Here is a 4,355-nt window from a genome sequence, read left to right as displayed (position 1 = left end):
TTTCTGTAGTCAGGATTTTCATGGTTCCTGGTAGAGACCCTCTAGCCATATTCTAGAAGTTATACAGGTAATATATAGTTTAATATAATCAACTTGATAATTTTACTACTCTTTATTTTATTTATCAAGTGTAAAATTTTGATATATGAATAGCATAAAAATTATCTTTAGTGTAAATTCCTCGTGTCCATTATAACCACAAGCCTTTATCCATATAATAAAAAGGTATGTAGTAAATATGAACTCCAAGCCTTTTTTTAATTAGTCTCGTGAAGTTTTTTTCGAAACATGTTGCACTGATTCAATTTAGGGGATAGACGGATTTGAAAAGGGGGAAGCCACGATAGGAGCTTTCCTCCTTTTTTATTTTGGAAAAATGAATTCTATACATTTTTCTGATGCATAAGATTTGAATTAGTTATGCTAAAATAATAAAAAACACGAGAGTAGGTACTTAAATGCTGAAAAAACTAACAAATAAAGTGTATTATATGCCGCATTATTCGGAAACGGATCGTCCGGCATTAGGTTTAATTTGTGGGGATGACTTTAGCGTGGTCGTTGATTCAGGGAATTCGCCTGCACATGCAAAGGATTTTCTCAATTTAGTCGAAAAAATGGATATCCCGCCGGTCAAGTTCGTTGTTATTACACATTGGCATTGGGATCATATCTTTGGCATAAAAACGATGGGGTTATTAACGATTAGCCATGAGCAAACAAAAGAAAAAGTAGAATATTTGAAAACTCTAAAATGGGATGATGCTTCATTAGATGCACGAGTAGAGACTGGTGAAGAAATAGAATTTTGCAGTGAGATGATTAAGCGTGAAATGCCTACACGGGATCATTTAGAACTGCAGGTGCCAGATTTAACATTTAGTGATAAGTTTGAAATGGATTTGGGCGGGGTAACTTGTGTAGTTGAACATGTTGGAGGCGTCCATGCACAGGATTCTTCCATTATTTATATTCCTAATGAAAAAGTGATGTTTCTAGGAGATTGCATCTATCAAGATTTTTATAGTGGCGAATGGAGCTATGATCTGAACGAACTCACCATTTTATTAGAAAAAATCAAAAAATATGATGTCGATACCTATGTGACTGGACATCAAGATCCGAAAACAAATGAAGAAATGTGGAGCTTCTTGGATGATCTCGTTCATATAGGGGAAATTGTAAGTGAAGAGACATCTCTTGATAATGCTGTTACTAAGTTTAACGAGGTTCGAGGAACAAAGCCAAACGAAGAGCAGCTTGAGTTTATACAAAACTTTGTAAGTGGCAATCAAAAGAAAAAGTAGAAGCAATGACATTGACCCCCAGTAAGTATCTTACTGGGGGTCATGTTTTTTACTCAGGAATTGTTTTATATGCTAACTTCTTAATTATATCTTTATAAGCAGGATATTTTGGCAAAAGGTCGTCTTGTGTAAACAATTCAAAGTCCTGAAATTCAAAACCTGGAGAAACCATACAGCCTACTAAGGAGAAGGTATCTTCTTCCATAACAGACGATCCGAAAATAGCATTTTTCGGAACTAAAGCTTGAGGGACTTCTCCTTTATCCAAATTTAATCCTAATTTAATCTCTTCATATTCTCCGTTTTCGTGAATAATATGAATCGTTAATGAACTGCCAGCATGATAATACCATAGCTCATCCGATTTTAACCGATGAAAATGGGATACGTCATTAGAAGTTAATAAAAAGTAAATACTCGTATAAAGCTTTCGTTTTCCTTCAAAATTCACTGTTAATTCTTGATCAGAAGTTTTTTCATTCGATTCAAATGTTCTTTTATAATATCCGCCTTCTGGATGTGGTTCTAGTCCAAGTTTCGATACAAAATATTGTGCATCACGATTGTTCAAAGTAAAATACCTCCAAATAATTCAAATCCCTACAGCTTACCAAACAAATAATCCTACGACCATCGCAGTTAAACTAGAATCAAGAATCCTGCTGATTAGCAATAACCAAGCTTGCAGACCCTATCCCTGTGACTATATGAGTAAAACTAGTGGTTTTAAAATGAACTAGTGAATTATATCAAAAAATATCCCACTAATAAAGTTATTTTAATATGATAAAAAATCTCGGTGTTCATGCCATTTAAAAGGCTACTAAATGCATAGCAATGACTTTCTCCGATTTAAATGCCTGATAATTGATGCAGTGGAACTTATATAACAGAAACTCTAATACACCGGTGAAAGCATCCTAAACCATTATCTTTATTAAAACTTATTGTCTAATAACCTCTCTAAAATTATTTACTCAGCGATTCAAAACTTATTGTTGCATTATTCTGATATTTGATTATATAATCAAACCTGAGAGGTGATTCATATGTCAGAAAAAGTGATAGCTGAGGAAAAGGTTTTGACACAAAAAGGATTGGAAACGAGAGAAAAACTTTTACGAGCTGCAGAAGAGGTATTTGGACAAAAAGGTTATTATGAAGCATCTATTGTGAATATTGCACAAGAAGCAAAGGTAGGACAGGGAACATTTTATAATTATTTCCCATCTAAAAAGGACATATATGATGAGTTAATTCGCATGTATAGCCGCGAGTTGCGCTTAGCGATAAAGGAGGAAATGGCTAATGCAGCTAGCTATGAAGAGGCACAGCGAAAAGGATTTCAAGCATTTTTTAATTGGGTGAAAGATCGTCGTAATTTATACAGTATCGTTCAGCAGGCGGTAGTAGTGGACCAAGAGCTGTACCGGTGGTATTACGACAAACTTGCAGCTGGATTTTTAAAAAGCTTGTCAGAGGGGATAAATGCTGGGGAATTTAAAGAAATTGACAAGGAAACGGTTGCTTATTGTTTAATGTCTATTGGTCAATTTCTTGGTATGCGCTGGGTGTTCTGGGAAGGGAAAGATGTTCCTGAGGAGGCATTTGATGCTGCAATGACACTGATTTTTAAAGGTTTAAAAAAATAATAGAGGAAGGGGATCCTTATGGAAGGCATTGCCTATTGGATAGAAAAACGAGCAAGCATCAATCCGGATCGCATTGCCATCATCACAGAACATGTACAGATCACTTACAAAGAACTGGAGCAGCAGATAAATGCAACCGCTTCTTTTTTAAAAAGAGAGCTTCGAGTAGAGACGGGGGATCGCATTGCCATACTGTCGCAAAATAGAGATGAGTATATCATCTTGTTATTCGCGATCGCGAAAATTGAATGCATCGCTGTCCCTCTGAATATTCGATTAACCGAAAGTGAACTTAACTATCAGCTAAAAGATAGTGGAACAAAACTATTAATTGTAGAAAAGCCGTTTCAAGAATTATCACTTTTACTTCAAGGGGAAACTGGGATCGAAGAAGTAATTGAAATTGAAAAAGTAAAGAGTTTACAAAATCATCCAAATGAAATATTTGATCCTATCAATGAAAACGCTTCCTATATTATTTGTTATACTTCGGGAACAACTGGGAAACCAAAGGGGGCGGTATTAACACAAAAAAATATGTTTTGGAATGCGATTAATAACATGCTTTCAATTGATTTATCGTCAATTGACCGTTCGCTGGTTTTGCTTCCACTCTTTCATATTGGTGGAATTGGTTTGTTTGCTTTTCCAACTTTATTTGCGGGTGGGACAATTATTATTCCTGATAAGTTTGAACCTTTTAAAGCTCTTTCCATGATTGAAAAACATAAAGCTACCATTGTCATGGGAGTACCTGCTATACATCAAGCGTTGTTAACTTGTCCGACTTTTGAAACAACGAATTTACAATCTGTTCGCTGGTTTTATAATGGGGGTGCCCCATGTCCTCATGAACTTATCCGAGCGTTTTTAGAAAAGGGATTATTATTTGGGCAAGGGTTTGGGATGACTGAAACATCGCCAACTGTGTTTATGCTTTCTCGGGAAGATGCCAAACGAAAAATTGGGTCAATTGGAAAGCCAGTTCTTTATTGTGATTATAAACTTGTAGATTCCGAGGGGGCTGTTGTTGGTGCTGGGGAGATTGGTGAATTAGTCGTACGTGGCCCTAATGTGATGAAAGAGTATTGGAATAAACCAGAAGCAACAGATGAGACAATTCGTGATGGATGGCTTTACACTGGAGATTTGGCAATAGTTGATGACGAAGGCTTCTTATATATAGCAGGCAGAAGAAAAGATATGATTATTTCAGGCGGGGAAAATATTTATCCTCTTGAAGTAGAACAGGTAATTGGACAAATATCAGATGTAGTTGAGGTAGCTGTTGTAGGCGTTCTGGATCCTAAGTGGGGGGAAGCAGCTGCAGCTTTTGTAGTAAAAAAGAAAGAAAGTTTACTAACCCAAGAGGAAATTATCGAATACTGCAATAAAT

General features: G+C 35.9%; 4 protein-coding genes and 1 riboswitch. Of the genes, 3 read left to right on the top strand and 1 reads right to left on the bottom strand.

All coding sequences use genetic code 11. The features are described 5' to 3' along the window. Positions 1 to 87, bottom strand: a riboswitch (purine riboswitch). 371 nt (positions 88 to 458) lie between these two features. Beyond that, positions 459 to 1,307 carry an MBL fold metallo-hydrolase gene (locus tag V7149_RS17250; RefSeq protein ID WP_335346842.1) on the top strand — a complete coding sequence of 283 codons (849 nt, stop codon included), beginning with the start codon at positions 459 to 461 and terminating at the stop codon, positions 1,305 to 1,307. Positions 1,308 to 1,356: 49 nt separating this feature from the next. On the opposite strand, the gene V7149_RS17245 is transcribed toward V7149_RS17250, so the two are convergent. Continuing rightward, positions 1,357 to 1,878 (bottom strand): cupin domain-containing protein, encoded by a 522-nt coding sequence (locus V7149_RS17245; RefSeq protein ID WP_335346841.1) that lies wholly within the window; start codon positions 1,876 to 1,878, stop codon positions 1,357 to 1,359. A gap of 478 nt (positions 1,879 to 2,356) precedes the next feature. On the opposite strand from V7149_RS17245, the gene V7149_RS17240 reads away from it, so the two are divergent. Both V7149_RS17240 and V7149_RS17235 read left to right on the top strand, forming a co-directional pair. Then, a complete protein-coding gene (locus V7149_RS17240; RefSeq protein ID WP_335346840.1) occupies positions 2,357 to 2,959 on the top strand; it encodes a TetR/AcrR family transcriptional regulator in 603 nt (200 codons plus the stop codon). A gap of 18 nt (positions 2,960 to 2,977) precedes the next feature. After that, positions 2,978 to 4,355: o-succinylbenzoate--CoA ligase (locus tag V7149_RS17235; RefSeq protein ID WP_335346839.1), on the top strand; the 1,378-nt coding region annotated here is incomplete at its 3' end.

The sequence above is a fragment of the Bacillus sp. JJ1503 genome (assembly GCF_036965125.1).
GTDB lineage: Bacteria > Bacillota > Bacilli > Bacillales > Cytobacillaceae > Cytobacillus.
The sequence above is the reverse complement of the archived record's forward strand: the minus strand, read 5'-3'. Positions and strand labels throughout refer to the sequence as shown.

Excerpts from the sequence above, each read along its gene's own strand:
- V7149_RS17250 (WP_335346842.1), top strand. The coding sequence starts at position 459 with ATGCTGAAAAAACTAACAAATAAAGTGTATTATATGCCGCATTATTCG.
- V7149_RS17240 (WP_335346840.1), top strand. The coding sequence starts at position 2,357 with ATGTCAGAAAAAGTGATAGCTGAGGAAAAGGTTTTGACACAAAAAGGA.